Raw genomic sequence first — 16,269 nt, forward strand, 5'->3', positions numbered from 1 at the left:
CTGAAAGGGCTCCCAGCCCGCCCCTGCGGGGGCCGGCCTCCCTTGCGCCGCCGTCAGACGAATAGCTTCAAAATTTTTAATTCGTTTGCACCGCGGTCCACGGTCCCCAGCCCCAGGAAGGTTCCCTCGGGGCCGTACACCCGCAGCCGCAGCCCGTCCGCCGCATTCTGTTTAGCGAGCGCCGTACGCCCCAGGTCGAGGCTTCCGCCGTTGCGGAACCGGACCGCCTGTGCCGCCGACACGCGCAGCGCGGGCCGCTCGGAAAACAGCCGGTCCACCGGGAGCACGCGCGATTCCAGCTTCCCCTCTTCCGCCAAAGCGCGCGCACCGTCGAGGGGGACGGCGTCCTCCAATGAGAATCCGCACGCCGACGTCCGCCGCAGCGCGGTCATCACGCCGTATGTGCCGAGCGCAGCGGCAATGTCCGCGCACAGGGTGCGGATATAGGTCCCTTTGGAACAGCGCACCTCCAGCGCGCCGGTCTGGGAGGCTTCGTCAAAGCGGATGCATTCCAGCGTTTCAATCGTGACCGGGCGTTTTTCCCGCTCCACCGTGATCCCCTGGCGCGCGAGTTCATACAACCGCTTGCCATCCTTGCGCACAGCGGAGTACATCGGCGGCTCCTGGAGGATATTTCCACGGAAATGCGGGAGCGCCGCCAGCAGCGCGTCCTTTGTCACGCGCACATCGCTGCGCGCAAGCACCTCCCCGGTGGAGTCCTGGGTATCCGTGGCGTAGCCGAAGGCGAATTCCGCGCGGTATTCCTTGCTGGTGTCCTCCAACAGGGACGCCGCCCGGGTCGCCTTTCCCAGCAGGATGGGCAAGACGCCCGTGGCCATGGGGTCCAGCGTCCCCGTGTGCCCGGTCTTTTCGCGCCCGGCGAGGCGCCGCACCACGGCGACCACATCGAAGGAGGTGTAATCCGCCGGTTTGTCCACCACCAGGACGCCGTTCACCGGCCGTCCTCCTTCTGCTGTTCCAGATACGCGCCGATTGCGGCGACGATGCGCTCGGTCGCCGCTTCCTTTGGCCCCGGAAGCGTACAGCCCGCCGCGCACGCATGGCCGCCGCCGTCGAACAGCGCGCAGATCTGCGCCGCGTTCACCGGCTCCTGTGTGCGCAGGGAGACCTTGTATTCCCCGCTTTTCTTTTCGCGCAGGGTGACGCCGACCAGCACCCCTTCGATCTGGCGCGGGATGGCCGCCAGCCCCTCCAAATCGTCCTCGCAGGCGCCCGATTCCGCAATCATATCGCGCAGGATGTACACGACGGCGCACCGGTCGTCCAGGTAGAAGTTCATGGAGTCCAAAACCCGGCGCTCCATCTCCAGCCGGGCGCGGGTCTTGGTATCGAACATCTCGCGGTTGATGGCGGCCGCGTCGATGCCGGTCTCCATCATGCACGCGGCGATGCGGTACGTGCGCGGCGTCGCGTTCGTATATTTAAAGCATCCGGTATCCGTGGTGATGCCGGTATAGATGGCCTCGGCGATCTCCGGCGTGATCTTCGCACCCAATTTGGTGATGAGCGCATAGATGATCTCCGTGGTCGCGGCGGCTGTGCTGTCCACATACGTGTATTTTGCAAAGGTGCGGTTGCCCGCGTGGTGGTCGATGCAGAGGTCCACGCGGCCCTCGTATTCCTCGCGGATGGGTTCGCCCAGCAGGTCGATGTCCGCGACGTCCACCGCCACAACCGTCTTTGGCTCAAATTCCTGTTTTTTCACGCCGCGGAACATAAAGGCGTACTTTGCGCTGACCGCATGGCGGCAGCGCGTTTTGGCGCGTTTGCCCATGCTTTGCAGCGCCATACAAAGCGCGGCGGCCGAACCAAACGTATCCCCATCCGGGAATTGATGGCTCAAAATGACGATGTCGTCCGCACGGCGCAGATACTCCGCCGCGTCATCCAGGCTGATCATCGTTTGCTACACTCCCCTTTCGGTCTCCGGAATGTCTTCTCCGTCTGTTTTCAAAATTCTTCCCGTTCTTGCCCGCAGGCAGCCGCCGGGGATCCCTTCCGGCCTGGGGTTGTCCGCCCGGCTTGTTTGGCCCCGGTCCCCCAAAGCAAAAAGCGTGTGGAACGCCTGAAGCGGGGACGTGCCGGGGATTCCTGCGAATCCCCGCCGGGAAATCCCAAAGGGATTCCCAGGCGCGGTCCCTTCGGACCGCGCGCACGTCCCCGCCGCCCCGCGTTCCCCCGGGGCTCCCCCGGCGGTTGGTTAGGGTTCTTCCTCCTGTCCGTCCTCCTTGGGAAGCGGCAGGTCGTTTAAAATTTTCGAAATGTTTGCGCTGTATTCGATGGAGTCCGTCGCCTTAAAGTGCATCTCCGGCACATGGCGCAGGCGCAGCCGCTGGCCCAGCTCCCGGCGGATATAGCCGGAGGCGGACTTCAAGCCCTGTGTCGCCTGCTTTGCGTGCTCCATGCCTTCCATCGCGCTGATATAGACGGTGCAGTACGAGAGGTCGCTCGACACATCCACGCGCACAATACTGATTAATCCCTGCACGCGCGGGTCCTTGAGCTCCCGGAAAATCGCGGTGAGCTCCCGGCGGATGTCCTCCGTCGTCCGTCCCATTCTATGGCTTGGCATCTTGTTTCACCTCCGCGGCCGCAGCGCGCCAGCGCGCCCCGGGCCGTCCCGGACAACCGGCAAAACCGGTCAGTCCTCTTTGTATTCTTCCATCGTGAAGGCTTCCAATACGTCGCCCTCTTTGACGTCGTTGAATTTTTCCAGCGTCATGCCGAAATCGTAGCCGTCGGCGACTTCCTTCACGTCGTCCTTGAAGCGCTTCAGGGACGAAACTTTGTCCTCCGCGATCACGATACCGTCGCGCACCACGCGGATGTCCGCCGTGCGGGTGATCTTGCCGCTGGTGACATGGCCGCCGATGACCGTGCCGACATTCGAGATCTTATAGACCTGGCGGCACTCGCCGCGGCCCAGCTGGACCTCGCGGAACTTCGGCGCCAGCATGCCCTTCATCGCGGATTCCATTTCCTCGATGCAATCGTAAATGATGCGGTACAGGCGCATATCCACGCCGCTGCGCTTTGCATTGTCCTCCGCCACCGGGTCGGGACGCACATTGAAGCCGACAATGATGGCGTTCGATGCATTCGCGAGCATGACGTCGGACTCGTTGATCGCGCCCACGCCGCCGTGGATGACCTTGACGCGCACCTCGTCGTTGGAGAGCTTCTCCAGGGACTGGCGCACCGCTTCCACAGAGCCCTGCACATCGGCCTTGACAATGATCTGCAGTTCCTTCATCTCGCCCTGCTGCATCTGGTCGAAGAGGTTATCCAGCGTGACCTTGGTCTGTGAGTTGAACATGGCTTCCTTCTGCTCGTTGCGGCGCTGTTCAACCAGCTCGCGTGCCAGGCGCTCGTCGGAGACGGCGTTCATGATGTCGCCGCCCGCGGGCACGTCGTCCAGGCCGGTGATCTCCACCGGGACGGACGGGCCGGCCGACTGGATGCGCTTGCCGTTTTCATCCGTCATCGCGCGCACACGGCCGACCGCCGTGCCTGCGACGATGATGTCGCCCGTATGCAGGGTGCCGTTCTGCACCAAAACGGTGGCGATCGGGCCGCGGCCCTTGTCCAGGCGCGCTTCCACCACCGTGCCCTTGGCGGCGCGGTCCGGGTTGGCCTTGAGTTCCTTCAAATCGGCCACCAATGTAATCATCTCCAGAAGGTCGTCGATGCCTTCCTTCTTCTTCGCGGAGACGCGGATGCAGGGCGTATCGCCGCCCCACTCCTCTGGCACCAGCTCATATTCCGTGAGCTGCTGGAGCACATGATCCGGGTTTGCGCCCGGCTTATCCATTTTATTGATCGCCACAATGATCGAGACGTTCGCTGCCTTTGCATGGTGGATCGCTTCGACCGTCTGCGGCATGATGCCGTCGTCCGCAGCCACCACCAGCACGGCGATATCCGTCACCTGTGCGCCGCGGGCACGCATGGTCGTAAACGCCTCATGGCCCGGGGTGTCGAGGAAGGTGATGTCGCGGTCGCCGATCTTGACGCGGTAGGCGCCGATGTGCTGCGTGATGCCGCCCGCCTCGGTGTCCGTCACATGCGCGTGGCGGATCGCATCCAGCAGGGAGGTCTTGCCGTGGTCGACGTGGCCCATGACCACCACGACCGGTGCGCGCGGCACCAGGTTCGCCTCGTCGTCCTCGCTGTCGTCGATGATGCGCTCTTCGATCGTGACGACGACCTCCTTCTCCACCTTCGCATGGAATTCCATGGCGATCAGGGAGGCGGTGTCGAAATCGATGGTATCGTTCACGGTTGCGAACACGCCGTTGGCCATCAGCTTCTTGATAACTTCGGCGGCCGTCGCCTTCAGGCGGAGCGCCAGCTCGTTGACCGTGATCTCCTCCGGGATTGTGACAGTGATCGGCTTCGCCTTGCGCTCCATCGCGATGCGGCGCAGGCGCTCCGCCTCGGTCTCCCGGCGGGCGTTGCGCGGCTTGCCGCGGTACTGGCTGCTGCGCTGCGTGATCTTCTGCTTCTGCACGATGTTCTCCGTCCGGACCTTCTCGGAGGCCAGGCGGTCGTACTTCTCGTTGTATTTATCCAGCTCCACATGGGAGGCGCGGGTATCGACCAGGCGGCCCTCTCCGCGCTTGACGTTGGTGGTGTTCGGCGCGCCGGTCTGCATCGGGCGGGGCGGCGGGATGGGCGCGCCCGGCTTCTTATGCGGCTGCTGGCCGCCATTCTGCTGCGGCGCGGGACGGACCGGCGTGATCTTGCCCGGCTTCACCGCCGGACGGCGCGGCGCATTCCCCTGCTGGCCCTGTGCACCGCCCTGCTGCGGCGCCCTCGTCTGGGCCGGCTGGTTGCCGTTCTGCTGCGGCGCAGGGCGCACCGGCGTAATCTTGCCCGGCTTTACCGCCGGACGGCGCGGCGCATTCCCCTGCTGCCCCTGCGCACCGTTCTGCTGCGGCGCCTTCGCCTGGGCCGGCTGGTTTCCGCCCTGCTGCGGCTGTGCCGGGCGCGCGGGCGCGGCGGGCTTCTGCGGGGCGGCGGGTTCCTGCTCCACTGTGACCGTCACCGCCGGTTCCTTCTGGTCTGCAAAATATTCGTCGAAGCTCTCCACGCGGTTCTTCTGCGTGAATTCCTCAAACACGACATCCAGCTCGTTCTCCGTCAGAGCGGTCATATGTTTTTTGGTCTCGCCCGTGTATTTCTGTAAGGTGTCGATGACCTCCTTGTTCGGGAGTCCCAGGTCCTTTGCCACCTCGTGAACGCGATATTTAATCATCATATACGAAATTCCTCCTCATTTCACCACTTGCTCGCCGGTTCCGGCTTCGCACAGCTCATGCAGTTTTTTTGCGAACCCTGCGTCATTCACTGCAACAACTCCGGTTCGCTTTCCAAGAGCCATGCTGATTTCGTCCATGGTGCACGCCGCTGTCAGGACGTCCACCCCGGCTTCCTCCGCCGCAAACCGGACGCCGCCCGCGGTGTGCTGAGAGAGGTCCTCTGCCAGCAGCACCAGGCGCGCCTGGCCCTTCCGCAGCGCTTCCTCGGCGGGATCGCTGCCCAGTGAGAGCCGGTTTGCCCGCCGCGCCAGTCCCAACAGGGACAGAAGCCGCTTGTTGTTTTCATTCATTTTCCGATCTCCTCCTCCATACGGTCATAGACCTCTGCGGGAATCTGGCAGGAGAAGGCTCGTTCCAATCGCCTCGCTTTTCGCGCCGCCCGGAGGCAGTCCGCACTCTTGCAAACATAAGCGCCGCGCCCGGGCTTTTTGCCCGTCAGGTCCAGGGAGATCTCCCCTTCCGGTGAACGGACCACCCGGACCAATTCCTTTTTCGGCTTGCTCTCCCCACATCCGGCGCACATGCGCAGGGGGACCCGCTTTTGATGCATTTGCACACACCGCCCTTCCCGACTGTGATTTCTTAAACGTACGCTGATGAATCTATATGAAAACAACCGCGGCTTGGGGAATCCTTCCCCAGCGCTTTTGCACCCGTTGGGTGCAACCGTCCGTTGGACGCGCGGCGCCGTTTCCCTGTTTTCCGCGGGTGCGGCAACCGCACCCTATTCCTATGATACGAACCGGGTGAACCCCCGTCCGGAATTTCCTCCCGTTTGGCCGCTTATTCCTCCGCGGCCTCCGCCGGTTCCTGCTCGGCGGCAGGCTCCTCCCCGGCCTTGGTCTCTGCAGGCTCTTCTTCCCCGTAGAAGCCGCTCTCCGGCTTGATGTCGATCTTCCAGCCGGTCAGCTTTGCCGCCAAGCGCGCGTTCTGGCCCTTGTTGCCGATCGCCAAGGAAAGCTGGCTGTCCGGCACGGTGACGCGGCAGGCATGCGACCCGTCCTCCGCGGTCACGACGGAGAGGACCGTCGCCGGGGAGAGCGCGGAAGCAATAAATTTCGCCGGGTCGTCGCTGTATTCCACAATGTCGATCTTCTCGCCGCCCAGCTCGTTGACGATGCTGGACACGCGGGCGCCACGCGCGCCGATGCACGCGCCGACCGCGTCCACGTCCGCGTTGTGGCTGACGACGGCCAGCTTGGTGCGGGACCCCGCCTCGCGGGATACCGCCTTGATCTCGACGGTGCCGTCGTAGATCTCCGGCACTTCCGTCTCAAACAGGCGCTTGACCAAATCGGGGTGGGTGCGGGAGATCATGGCGCGGGGGCCCTTTTCCGTCTCGCGGACGTCCACCACATACACCTTGACATGGTCGCCCTCCTTGAGCTCCTCGCCGCCGACCTGCTCGCTCTTGGGCAGCACCGCCTCGGCCTTGCCGATCCGCAGGGTTGCCGCGCCCGTGCGGGGGTCGATGCGCTCCACCAGGGCGGTCACCAATTCCTGGTGCTTGCTCTGGAACTCCTGCATCATCTGGCCGCGCTCGCCGTCGCGGATGCCCTGGCGGATGATGTTGCGCGCGGTCTGCGCGGCAATGCGTCCAAACTCCTTTGTATTGAGGTGCACGCTGACCGTATCCCCGGCCGTTGCCGTCGGGTCGATCTCACGCGCCTTTTCCAGCAAAATCTCCTTGCCCGGCTCTTCCACATCCTCGACCACCGTCTTGCGCAGATACACCTCGAACACGCCTGTCTCGGGGTCCATGTTGATGACGGTGTCCTCGTTGCCGTAGCTGTTTTTGCACGCGGTCACAATGGCCTTTTTGATGCGGTCCACCATAAAGTCCACCGGGATGCCGCGCTCCTTTTCGAGCAGGCTCAACGCCTCAAACACTTCGCTCATTCCTCAATCCCTCCAAAGTCGTCGTCCATCAGCCGCACGCTGGAAGCGTCCTTTCTGGCCACGGAGCGTTCGTCTCCTTCCTCCATCCGCAAAATCATCGTGCTGTCGCGGTAATCCTCCAAGATCCCGGCAATCACGCGCTGCCCGTCCTCGTCCGGGCGGATCAGCTTGACCTGTACCGGTGCGCCCAAGTACGCGGCGAAATGCTCGTCGCGCGTGAGCTCGCGGTTCATTCCCGGAGAGCAGACTTCCAGGCAATAGGACTGTTCCACCGGGTCCAGCTCGTCGAGCGGGCCGTTGATCGCGCGGCTCATCGCCTCGCAGTCCTCGATGCCGATCCCCTCCGGCTTGTCGATAAAAATGCGCAGGAACCAATCCGCGCCCTCTTTGACAAAGCGCACGTCCCAGAGCATCAGGCCCAGGTCCCGCGCAATCGGCTCTGCCAGCCGCCGCACCAGGGCGACCGTATTGCCGCCTTTCTTTTTCGCTGCCAATCGTTTCACCTCATAATGCAAACAAAAGAGTGGGTTGCCCCACTCTTTCATCCTCACATAATATTACCTTGTATAGTGTAGCACAACTGCTGGAAAAATGCAAGGGTACGCGGCGGAGAACTGCGGTTTTTCTGCGGTTCTGCGCTTGTTTTCCACGCATTTTCTGCAAAGCGGCCATCTTGCCGGCCAGCTTTGGCCGGTCAAGCGGCAAATCCGCCTTCAAAAAGAAGGGTTGCTTCACCGTCTCCCCTTCGAAATTTCCTTCCGCCGCGGGCGTTTTATTCCTCCATCTGCTTTGCGAGGAAGAACGCCGCTGCCTGCACCAATTTTTCATCCGTCTCGCCCGCGGGCTCCTGCGTCTCGCTGGAGAGCAGCACCACGGCGCCGTTGACGTCGCTGGACGCGATGATCGGGTAGAGGATGCAGGCGGTGCGGTCAATCCCCTCCACAGGGCGGATCCCGCTGGCGTCGCCGTTCGGATAGGACATCCGGTTCTGCATATACTCCTCCAATTCCGGCGAGACGCGGCGCTCCAGGTATTCCTTCTTGGAGACGCCTGCCACGGCGATCACGTGGTCGCGGTCGCACATGACCACCGGCCGGTTGGTCACCTTGTTCAGGACCTCTGCATACTGCCCGGCAAACGTGGACATCTCCCCGACCGGGGAATATTTTTTAAAGATAACGCCGCCCTGCGCGTCGGTAAAGATTTCAAGCGCATCGCCTTCGCGGATGCGCAGCGTGCGGCGGATTTCTTTCGGGATGACGACGCGTCCAAGGTCGTCAATTCTTCTTACGATTCCTGTTGCCTTCAAAATTGATTCCCTCCTGATGATCTATATTTGACCTTTCTGTTGAATCTTCGAAAACGGTGTCATGTCCATATTATCCGCAGGAAAGTCCTGACTATGCAGGCTTTGCCTGGGCAAATTTTCGGGCACGGGAATCCATTTGGGAATCCATCCGGGCATAGTGCTTGCTGCCGCATTTTGATTGGCCGCCCATCTTGCTCAGTTCTATGGGGATTCAACGCCCGGTTCGGGCGCCGGTTGATACATATGCCGATAATCCCCCTTATAAATGCATAGGATTTTATATATTTTAGGCATTTGCCTCTATACAAATCCGAAAAAAGTCGTATAATAAAGGGAAGACTTTTCTTTTTCCCGTGGCTTGCCGCATATGGCCCACTGGAATCTCTGTACAAAAGAAAATTTCATTGATAGGAGGTATACCATTGAAACGAACGATATATGCACGCCTGCTTGCATTGGTGGTCCTGATCTCCCTGTTCTGCACTGGATGTTCCGCGCGCACGCCCGTCACGGCGGAAGAATTTGAAACGCAGGCTTCTGCGGTCGGCTTTACGGTCGAAACGCCCAGCGTCGATCCGGAAACCTATGTCTCCGCCCGCACCGCGTACGACCAGACCATCGATATGCAGATCGACTTCGCCGTCTGTAAAGACCAGGAGACGGCGACAACCACGTATAACGGCCTCAAAGAGTACATCGGGGAGCCGAAAACCGCAGAAAGAACTACCAATGTCGATTCTGCCGCCTACAGCAAATATACGGTGGAAAACGGCGAACTGTATTTTGTGATCGCCCGCATCGAGGATACCGTGCTCTATGGGACTGGCAAGCTGGCCCAGCGGAACAAGATGGACGAGCTGCTCAGCGCGATCCAATATTGATGTACGCCGGTTCGCCTTCCTGCAAAGCAGGATGCAACTTCCTGTAAGAACATAAAGACAAAAAGGAACGGATATGCGCTTCACTTCCGCGCATATCCGTTTTTTTCTGCCTGTCAAACAGCCTTCACGATTCGCTCTTTCCGTTCGCAAAGCCCTCTTTATCCCTTCCGCTGCCGGTGGTTGCGGAGCATCAGGAATATAACTGCGCCCACAACCGCAAGGACCAGGACGCTGCCGGACACAGCCGGCAAAACCCACGGAACGCCGCCATCCGCCATGTCCTGCGGCGGCGCAATGACCGCGGTCATCAGGTCGCTGGACGCATAGGAGCGCCGCTGCGTGCCGCTCCAATCGGACGACTGGTAGGCCATGAGCACATTCCCGCCGCCGTCCATCGAGGCATCTATTCCATGCAGCGCATTCCCATGGCCGAGGTACGTCTGGGCGGCGCTGCATTTTCCCGTTCCAGGGTGATAAAACGCGCCGTCCAGTCGGAATGCGCCCTCTTCCCCGGCATGCAGCCAATACAGGAATACCAGTTCCCCATTGGTCACGGTTTCAAACGAAGACGTCTGTGCGTCCGGCGCCAGGATCAGCTCCTCCCCCTGCCGTTCGCAGGCGATGGAGCCGTCCTCCCGGCAATAGAACTTCGTTCCCGCCGCTTCAACGCTTTCCGCTGCGTCCGCCTGCCCCAGCGGGACCATCAGCTCCAGCGCCTGCATCCCGGGAGCGCTCGCTTCCGCGACCGCGTCCTCCCTCTGTACCTTCCAGGCCCCCTGCTCATAAACCGCTTCGTAGCGATGGTTTTGCCCTTCGGCAAACAGGAGGTCGCCGGAGTCGTTTGCCAACCAGCCCGCAGTAACGTTCCCGTCCACCACTTCCAGATTGTGCATCCCGCAGTACCCGCCGGTTTCCTCGGTGAGGTTCGTCACATCCTGCATTTGGCCGTCCCGCAGCACCGCCGCATAAAGATCCATGGAACGCGCATATTCGGAAGAGTTGACCATCCCGGGAAATTCCTGGTTGGCGCTCTGCCAAAGCAGGTACACTTCCCCGTTGACCGTTACGGCGCGCGGGGCAAAATCCGCCGTCCCGTCGTCGTAAACCGGCGTGGGATCGCCCCAGTGGAGGCCGTCGTACAGGGAGTAGACCAACCGGTACCGGTTGATCTCCGTGCGCTCCGTTGCATCCTCCACCCAAAACAACGCAGCCGCCCCATTGTACTTGCCAGAAGTCCCGGAAGAAACCGAGCCGTTGCCCAACGGCACAAGCACCGGGTCCGCATGATCCCCAGCGTTTTCCACCACCGGGTCGCCTTCTTCCGTTGGGAAGGCGGGTGCTGCGTCCGGCCGGAACTGCTGGCTGTCCTCACCGGCGGTGCCGGTCTCGCTCCGGCCGGGGAAACGGTCTACCGGCTGCGGCGGTTCATACGCCGGGCCATCCTCTTCGGAGACCACGGGGTAATACTGCCAATAATATCCCTCCCAGGTGCGTTCAAACCCCAACAGCTTGGCCACCGCGCGCAGATTCCCGCCCAACTGCACAAAGTCCTGTAGGACGTTTTCGCCGTTGGCCAGGTCCGCCTGCATGGTGAAATTTACGCCGCCGGTCAATTCCGCGCCGAGCTTCAATTTGACTTTTCCCGCGAGGACTTCCTGCTCCAATTTTTTCCCCAGGTAGGCGTACGCCGAGCCGGAGCAGGAGACCGCCGGCACCAAATGCAGGGAACCGTCCTCCTGATACGCCCCGGTCAGGCGAATTTGCGGCGTCAGCTCCCCGTCAACCCCCAGGAATAGATAGCTCAGATCCTGCGAGAGCGTGACCGAAGCCGTTACATCCGAGTTGACCAGCTCTAACCGGGCCTGTTCCTCGTCCCACCGGGCGGTTACTTCGCCTGCAACGGCAGCCTTCCCCTGGAACAGCAGCTCTGCCAAGCCGTTGAGCTGGAACGACCCTTTGTACTCGCCGGTCTCCGGATCCCGCGTGAGCGTCACCTCATTGGACAGCAGGTGATCCACTTTGATCGGGAAGGGGAGCGGCTCCAGCTGCCATTCCGCATTCAACAGGACCGGCCCGTAGGCCTCCCCCACAAACGAGGAAAGATCCAGCGGAATGGTAAACGTCTCCGGCAGGGGTTCCAATTCCACGGTCAATGTCTCGGCCAGCTCCCGGACGGCCACGGAAAGCTTTTGACTCTGATAGCCGTCGCAGGAAACCAACACATCCGCGGTCCCGTCCAGGTGCATGTGCGGTTCGCTCTTCGAGGCCTTCCCGGAGGCGTCCGTCTGCGCAGGGCCCAAGGCCCCGCCTGTCACCATCGCGCCCTCCACCGGCTTTCCCGTCGCTTTATCCACAACCGCAACGGTCTGGGTGTGTTCCCCACAGCCCGCCATGACGCATCCGTCGCACAAGCCGGAGGTGTTCCCCAGGGTGGAATTTCCACAGTGCGCACAATGCGGGCGGGGCGGCGTCCAAAGGACGATACTCCATTTGTTCCGGTCATTCGCCCAGCAGTCGTAACACCGCTGGTCTTCCGCCCAATTGCCCTCCCGCGCAAACAGGGGCGCACCGCAAGATGCACACGTCCCCACGGGGGGCTGTACATAATAAGATTCGGGCAAATCGCCCTCCGCGGCCTTGGCAACCGCCGCCCCCGCCCCGATCGGGCCCAAAGCCGCCAAAAGCATCGCCAGGCTCAATAAAAATCCGATCCCTCGTTTCATGAGTTTCCCATTCCTCCTCCATCCTTTTGGGTCCATCCGTGGTTTCAGCATCATTATACCGGCCGTTGGCATGCATAACAAGGAAATCCCTTCGTTTCCCATAAAGTTTGGGAACTCCCTGGTTCTGCGGACTGCATGAAAAAATGTATGAAAAAACGAATCGCGCTTGTTTAAAGGACGCAAAGCTGCATGCAGCAAAAGGCGGAAAAGCAGCAGAGGCCCCGGCAAAACGAGCGGAGCAGGCGCCGCCCGATCTGCCAGGAGAGCCCCTGCCGCTAAAAGAGGAGAACCCGTCCTTGGGGCAGATGAAGGCTAAAAAGCCCTTTTTATTCGGGGCCCAAGCAGAAAAATATGGATGAAGCTGGACCGCTTTGATAGAGGGATCTGCCCGGCCTGTATTGAAGCGGGCAAAACCGCAAAATATACGGGCGGAAAGGGGGACAGCCAAAGAAGCAGCAAAGCCATACTTTCAAAAAAGAAGGACGTACGGTTTGCAGCCGTACGTCCTTGGGGATTATTCAGGATAAGGAACGTCTCTTAGAAATCAACTTCCGTTCCATAATAGATGCAGGTGAAGAGCTTCGCCATGGTAGCGGGGTCGATCGGGCGCGGGTTGGAGCCGGTGCAGGCGTCGCCCACAGCGTTCTCCGCGATGGTGTTCAGCTTCTCCTGGAACTCGGACTCGATGATGCCGAAGTCCTTCAGCGTGTTGGGGATGCCCATGGTGTCGTTCATGGAGCGGATCTTGGCGCGGAGGCCTTCGACCAGCTCAGCCGTGGTATCGCCGGTCACGCCCATGGTGCGGGCGATGTCGGCATAGCGCTCCGCAACGCCGTCTGCCTTGGCGTTGTAGGCGATGACATAGGGCAGATACATCGCATTCGCCAGGCCGTGGATGATGTGGCCGGTGGAGAACGCAGCGCCGGTCTTGTGCGCCATGGAGTGGACAATTCCCAGCAGGGCGTTCGAGAACGCCATACCCGCCAAGCACTGGCCATAGTGCATCTCTTCACGGCAAGCCATGTCGCCGTTGAAGGACTTAATGAGATCGCTGTTCACAATATCGATCGCCTTCAGAGCCAGCGGATCGGTGAACACGGTGTGCAAGGTGGACACATAGGCCTCAATCGCGTGGGTCAGTGCGTCCATACCGGTGTGAGCCACCAGCTTGGGAGGCATGGTCTCGGCCAGGGCCGGATCGATGATGGCCACGTCCGGGGTGATGTTGAAGTCCGCCAACGGGTACTTGATGCCCTTTTTATAATCGGTGATGACAGAGAAGGCGGTCACTTCCGTAGCGGTGCCGGAGGTAGAGGGGATGGCGCAGAACTTGGCCTTCTGGCGCAGCTCCGGGAAATTGAAGGGGGTAATGAGATCCTCGAACGTGGTCTCGGGATACTCATAGAACGCCCACATCGCCTTGGCTGCGTCGATGGGGGAACCGCCGCCCATGGAGATGATCCAATCGGGCTCGAACTCGCGCATTACGGCGGCGCCGTTCATGACGGTCTCCACGGAGGGATCGGGCTCCACGTTCTCGATGAGCTTGGTCTCAATGCCGGCTTCCTTCAGATAAGCCAGGGCCTTGTCCACAAAGCCAAAGCGCTTCATGGAGCCGCCGCCCAAAACGAGGACAGCCTTCTTTCCTTTCAGGTTCTTGAGGTTTTCCAGCGCATTGGCGCCGTAATAAATATCGCGGGGAAGGGTAAATCTGGACATGACAAATACCTCCAAATATGTAGAATCAAATCGATATTGATAAATCTTTAACAATTTATCAATATATTATTATACACTTTGACGATGAAATGTCAATATATTTTCAGGAATTTTGATAAAATAAACCTGATTTACAGGTCGTTTATACGTGCGGGAACACCGTTGGGAAGTAACGTTGCAAAGGGAAGTGCCGAATTCCGTCAACACAACCCCAACACCGCCCCATCTGTTCAATTTCCAACGCGGGTTTCCGCTTTGGAAACACGTTTTCTCAAAAATTCTAGAAACGCAGGACGCCCTGCGCTGCTTTACGATGCAAACCCACAGCAAGGATACACACGCGAATGGTGACGCAGGGCTTCCAATCCATGAACGTATGGCCCGTTTCATCTGCAAATGGCGCAGCACCACACAAAAGCCCCGGCGGGAATTCCCGCCGGGGCTTTCTGTTTTACAAAATGGTATGAATTTTAACTGTTATCTGGCGTTGTTAATCAAGTCCGGATACTCCCCTGCGGCAAAGGACCAAATCGAGGTATCAAAGCCACTGACTCCGGTGCCATTCTGCAGATCAGCACTGGAGATTCGGTTAAATCCATTGACCGTCCCCGGAGTAGTAGAAACCGCATAGCAGTTCGTGGTAGAGCCATCGTTTTTACCAATACTAATGGACGTATATGTTTGCCCCCCATATACCCAATTATTCGGTACTACATAGGAGGAGATAATCTGTCCGTTGCTTCCGTTGAAAGCAACAAAGCCGCCTACCCGCTGAACGCCGACAATATAATCCGTGGCAATTACATAACAATTGCGGATCGTTCCAACGTTTCCGCCCGCAAAACCACCTGCATAATAAGCGGAAGTACGGCCTTGGTCAATATAGCTCTTATATCCTGCGTTGATTCCTGCCATTGCATAGGATTCTTCGATCGTGCCCCAGTTTCCGCCAACGAGTCCACCCGCATAATTGTAGGCAACTACGCCTCGAGTCAACCCAGAACCCGTAATGGTTGCACTGCAGCCAGTAATTGTACCATTATTTCTACCTACTAAGCCACCTGCATATCCGCCAGCCGAACCCGTGGATAATGCACCAACATAATTCGCCTGCACATGGACATTCGAAAGCACGCCGCCAGCCTGGTTGATACCAGCGACCGTTCCGACTTCACTCCAGCCTTCCATCTGGTTCGCTTCGACCTTCAGGTCCTTAATGGTACCTGCATTAACGGCAAACAGGCCGATATTGGAGTAATCATCTTGCACGGAGTGCAGCCCAGAAATTGTATGATTATTTCCATCAAACGTCCCTGTGAAAGGCACATCCGCAGCCGAAGTCGAGCTCAAGCCCAAAACCTTCCAGCCTCTTTCAAGCGTAATATCATTGGCCAAAACAAAGTTATGGCCCATGTGCTGGTCTACAAGGCTCAGTTCTTCCTCATTATGAATGATGTGAGGCAACTGGCAATCGTCCGGGTTCTCCGGCTCCTCCGGATCGGTAGGCTCCGTAGCTTCCGGCTTTACCGTGAACTCGATCACCGCCGGGCCGTTCGCCACAGGTACGGTCACAAATTTTGCCGTCTGCGTCGCCGGATCGTATTCATAGCCCTCCGGCGCGGTCACATAATGCGCTGTGGCCGTATCCGTCTGCGCTTCTGCCACCGGCGTAAAGGTATGGGCCGCCTTCGACAGGCCGCTGTAGGTCTTCGAATTGCTCTGGTCCAGCAATGCGCCGGTCTCCGCATTGCGGAAATCCACGCGCACCTGGTAGGCTTCCGGATGCTCTTCTGGATCGGGATCCTCGCCGCTGCCTTCCGGCTTCACGCCAAACGTAACGGTTTCCGGAGTCGCAACACCGTCCGCATCCACCGATACATTAAAGGACTGTGCAGCCGGGTCGAACACATAGCCCTCCGGCAGCGGGGCCGTAATGGTCACAGTTCTTCCTGCCCAATCCGGCGTTGCAATGGTGTATTCGCCCGGAACCTCCAGCGAAACCGTCTTAGTCTCCGTAAGCAACTGATCGTTCACCGTATTCTGATAATACAAGACATACTCAATCGTCTCGGCTTCTTCCTCAACGACCGTGAAGACCACCGTTGCCGGGCTGGCTGCGCCCGTCTCATCATTAACCGTCACCGCGCTGGACTGCTCCGCCGCATCCGGGCTGTACACATAGCCTTCCGGCGCAGCATAATCCGCCGCGGCAATCGTGGTATCGCTCTTTACCGTCACCTTCCGGCTCTGCACCAGCGTGCCGTCCAATGTGTTCTCGCGCCATTCGATGGTCACGTTGTCATTAAAGCGGTCCGGATCGTCCGGGTCCTCCGAGCTGGAACCACCTTCGTCCGGATTTCCAGCCGCAGTGTCGTCCATCTGGTACGCATTCAGCA

Annotated in this window: 12 protein-coding genes and 1 pseudogene; 1 reads left to right on the top strand and 12 read right to left on the bottom strand. The window is 59.8% G+C overall.

What is annotated here, in order from left to right; genetic code table 11:
• Positions 1–53: 53 nt before the first annotated feature.
• The 9 genes from truB to I2G69_RS09285 all read right to left on the bottom strand — a co-directional run bounded on the left by truB (position 54) and on the right by I2G69_RS09285 (position 8,550).
• The gene (truB, locus tag I2G69_RS09245; RefSeq protein WP_087235081.1) at positions 54–956 is read right to left on the bottom strand and encodes a tRNA pseudouridine(55) synthase TruB; all 903 of its coding nucleotides are present in this window, start codon (positions 954–956) and stop codon (positions 54–56) included.
• Complete coding sequence (locus I2G69_RS09250) at positions 953–1,921, bottom strand: DHH family phosphoesterase (protein WP_087235080.1); 969 nt, start codon at positions 1,919–1,921, stop codon at positions 953–955. Before I2G69_RS09250 ends, truB begins: the two co-directional genes overlap by 4 nt.
• Positions 1,922–2,221: 300 nt before the next feature.
• Positions 2,222–2,593: a 30S ribosome-binding factor RbfA gene (gene rbfA, locus I2G69_RS09255; RefSeq protein ID WP_087235079.1), complete on the bottom strand. Its 372-nt coding sequence runs from the start codon at positions 2,591–2,593 to the stop codon at positions 2,222–2,224.
• Positions 2,594–2,662: 69 nt separating this feature from the next.
• The gene (gene infB, locus I2G69_RS09260) at positions 2,663–5,281 is read right to left on the bottom strand and encodes a translation initiation factor IF-2 (protein ID WP_087235078.1); all 2,619 of its coding nucleotides are present in this window, start codon (positions 5,279–5,281) and stop codon (positions 2,663–2,665) included.
• 15 nt (positions 5,282–5,296) lie between these two features.
• Complete coding sequence (locus I2G69_RS09265) at positions 5,297–5,632, bottom strand: L7Ae/L30e/S12e/Gadd45 family ribosomal protein (protein WP_087235077.1); 336 nt, start codon at positions 5,630–5,632, stop codon at positions 5,297–5,299.
• On the bottom strand, positions 5,629–5,892 hold the full coding sequence (rnpM, locus tag I2G69_RS09270; protein ID WP_087235076.1) for an RNase P modulator RnpM: 264 nt from the start codon (positions 5,890–5,892) through the stop codon (positions 5,629–5,631). The genes I2G69_RS09265 and rnpM overlap by 4 nt, the downstream gene beginning before the upstream one ends.
• Positions 5,893–6,125: 233 nt before the next feature.
• Positions 6,126–7,241 carry a transcription termination factor NusA gene (gene nusA / locus I2G69_RS09275; protein WP_195560684.1) on the bottom strand — a complete coding sequence of 372 codons (1,116 nt, stop codon included), beginning with the start codon at positions 7,239–7,241 and terminating at the stop codon, positions 6,126–6,128.
• Positions 7,238–7,744: a ribosome maturation factor RimP gene (rimP, locus tag I2G69_RS09280; protein WP_237967088.1), complete on the bottom strand. Its 507-nt coding sequence runs from the start codon at positions 7,742–7,744 to the stop codon at positions 7,238–7,240. The genes nusA and rimP overlap by 4 nt, the downstream gene beginning before the upstream one ends.
• 269 nt (positions 7,745–8,013) lie before the next feature.
• Positions 8,014–8,550: a stage V sporulation T C-terminal domain-containing protein gene (locus I2G69_RS09285; protein WP_191405459.1), complete on the bottom strand. Its 537-nt coding sequence runs from the start codon at positions 8,548–8,550 to the stop codon at positions 8,014–8,016.
• Positions 8,551–8,972: 422 nt separating this feature from the next.
• Here I2G69_RS09285 and I2G69_RS09290 point away from each other — a divergent pair, with 422 nt between their 5' ends.
• Entirely contained in the window at positions 8,973–9,431 is a 459-nt protein-coding gene (locus tag I2G69_RS09290; RefSeq protein WP_087235072.1) for a hypothetical protein, read from the top strand.
• A gap of 158 nt (positions 9,432–9,589) precedes the next feature.
• Here I2G69_RS09290 and I2G69_RS09295 read toward each other — a convergent pair whose 3' ends face one another.
• From I2G69_RS09295 to I2G69_RS09305, 3 genes and pseudogenes are all read right to left on the bottom strand, one after another.
• Positions 9,590–12,154, bottom strand: coding sequence for a hypothetical protein (locus tag I2G69_RS09295; protein WP_195560685.1), 2,565 nt, complete (start codon positions 12,152–12,154; stop codon positions 9,590–9,592).
• Positions 12,155–12,691: 537 nt separating this feature from the next.
• Positions 12,692–13,873, bottom strand: coding sequence for an iron-containing alcohol dehydrogenase (locus I2G69_RS09300; protein ID WP_087235068.1), 1,182 nt, complete (start codon positions 13,871–13,873; stop codon positions 12,692–12,694).
• A 477-nt stretch (positions 13,874–14,350) separates the two neighbouring features.
• Positions 14,351–16,269: pseudogene (locus I2G69_RS09305) on the bottom strand (hypothetical protein); the annotation flags it as partial.

The organism is Anaeromassilibacillus sp. D41t1_190614_C2, from assembly GCF_015558525.1.
Classification (GTDB): Bacteria; Bacillota; Clostridia; order Oscillospirales; family Acutalibacteraceae; genus Anaeromassilibacillus; species Anaeromassilibacillus stercoravium.

Coding starts and splice junctions, on each gene's coding strand:
- infB (WP_087235078.1), bottom strand. CDS start 5,281: ATGATGATTAAATATCGCGTTCACGAGGTGGCAAAGGACCTGGGACTC.
- I2G69_RS09265 (WP_087235077.1), bottom strand. CDS start 5,632: ATGAATGAAAACAACAAGCGGCTTCTGTCCCTGTTGGGACTGGCGCGG.
- I2G69_RS09250 (WP_087235080.1), bottom strand. CDS start 1,921: ATGATCAGCCTGGATGACGCGGCGGAGTATCTGCGCCGTGCGGACGAC.
- rnpM (WP_087235076.1), bottom strand. CDS start 5,892: ATGCATCAAAAGCGGGTCCCCCTGCGCATGTGCGCCGGATGTGGGGAG.
- I2G69_RS09300 (WP_087235068.1), bottom strand. CDS start 13,873: ATGTCCAGATTTACCCTTCCCCGCGATATTTATTACGGCGCCAATGCG.
- rbfA (WP_087235079.1), bottom strand. CDS start 2,593: ATGCCAAGCCATAGAATGGGACGGACGACGGAGGACATCCGCCGGGAG.
- nusA (WP_195560684.1), bottom strand. CDS start 7,241: ATGAGCGAAGTGTTTGAGGCGTTGAGCCTGCTCGAAAAGGAGCGCGGC.
- I2G69_RS09295 (WP_195560685.1), bottom strand. CDS start 12,154: ATGAAACGAGGGATCGGATTTTTATTGAGCCTGGCGATGCTTTTGGCG.